The sequence below is a fragment of the Streptococcus mitis genome (genome assembly GCF_902159415.1).
Classification (GTDB): Bacteria; Bacillota; Bacilli; order Lactobacillales; family Streptococcaceae; genus Streptococcus; species Streptococcus mitis_BG.
The window spans coordinates 1-877 of the sequence record NZ_CABGJU010000008.1 but is presented as its reverse complement, the minus strand read 5'-3'; the positions used below and the strand labels follow the sequence as shown (position 1 = coordinate 877).

Here is an 877-nt window from a genome sequence, read left to right as displayed (position 1 = left end):
ATCAATCGGGAAGACAGGATTCGAACCTGCGACACCTTGGTCCCAAACCAAGTACTCTACCAAGCTGAGCTACTTCCCGAAGTAAATAAAAAAATGCACCCTAGAGGAGTCGAACCTCTAACCGCCTGATTCGTAGTCAGGTACTCTATCCAGTTGAGCTAAGGGTGCTCATTTATGCCGAGGACCGGAATCGAACCGGTACGATCGTTACCAATCGCAGGATTTTAAGTCCTGTGCGTCTGCCAGTTCCGCCACCCCGGCCTCTCTAAGCGAACGACGGGATTCGAACCCGCGACCCCCACCTTGGCAAGGTGGTGTTCTACCACTGAACTACGTTCGCATTCATGAGTCTGAATATTAAAAAAAATGCCGGCTACATGACTTGAACACGCGACCCTCTGATTACAAATCAGATGCTCTACCAACTGAGCTAAGCCGGCCTATTTCTATTATGCGGGTTAAGGGACTTGAACCCCCACGCCGTTAAGCGCCAGATCCTAAATCTGGTGCGTCTGCCAATTCCGCCAAACCCGCAATGATGACCCGTACTGGGCTCGAACCAGTGACCCATTGATTAAAAGTCAATTGCTCTACCAACTGAGCTAACGAGTCTAATAACTTTCGTTATTACGGTCCCGACGGGAATCGAACCCGCGATCTTCGCCGTGACAGGGCGACGTGATAACCGCTACACTACGGGACCTATGGGAGTTAACGGGATCGAACCGCTGACCCTCTGCTTGTAAGGCAGATGCTCTCCCAGCTGAGCTAAACTCCCTAGAGCTAAGCGACTTCCATATCTCACAGGGGGCAACCCCCAACTACTTCCGGCGTTCTAGGGCTTAACTGCTGTGTTCGGCATGGGAACAGGTGTATC

9 tRNA genes and 1 rRNA gene are annotated in these 877 nt (G+C 51.5%); all 10 read right to left on the bottom strand.

What is annotated here, in order from left to right:
• Positions 1-5: 5 nt before the first annotated feature.
• Positions 6-79: transfer RNA gene (locus FN031_RS08965), tRNA-Pro, on the bottom strand.
• A gap of 15 nt (positions 80-94) precedes the next feature.
• Positions 95-168: transfer RNA gene (locus FN031_RS08960), tRNA-Arg, on the bottom strand.
• 7 nt (positions 169-175) lie between these two features.
• Positions 176-261: transfer RNA gene (locus tag FN031_RS08955), tRNA-Leu, on the bottom strand.
• A gap of 7 nt (positions 262-268) precedes the next feature.
• A tRNA-Gly gene (locus tag FN031_RS08950) sits at positions 269-340 on the bottom strand.
• A 27-nt stretch (positions 341-367) separates the two neighbouring features.
• Positions 368-440: transfer RNA gene (locus FN031_RS08945), tRNA-Thr, on the bottom strand.
• 12 nt (positions 441-452) lie between these two features.
• A tRNA-Leu gene (locus FN031_RS08940) sits at positions 453-534 on the bottom strand.
• Between the two features lie 5 nt (positions 535-539).
• A tRNA-Lys gene (locus FN031_RS08935) sits at positions 540-612 on the bottom strand.
• Between the two features lie 18 nt (positions 613-630).
• Positions 631-703: transfer RNA gene (locus FN031_RS08930), tRNA-Asp, on the bottom strand.
• Positions 704-705: 2 nt separating this feature from the next.
• Positions 706-778: transfer RNA gene (locus FN031_RS08925), tRNA-Val, on the bottom strand.
• A gap of 4 nt (positions 779-782) precedes the next feature.
• Positions 783-877: ribosomal RNA gene (rrf, locus tag FN031_RS08920) — 5S ribosomal RNA — on the bottom strand; the annotation flags it as partial.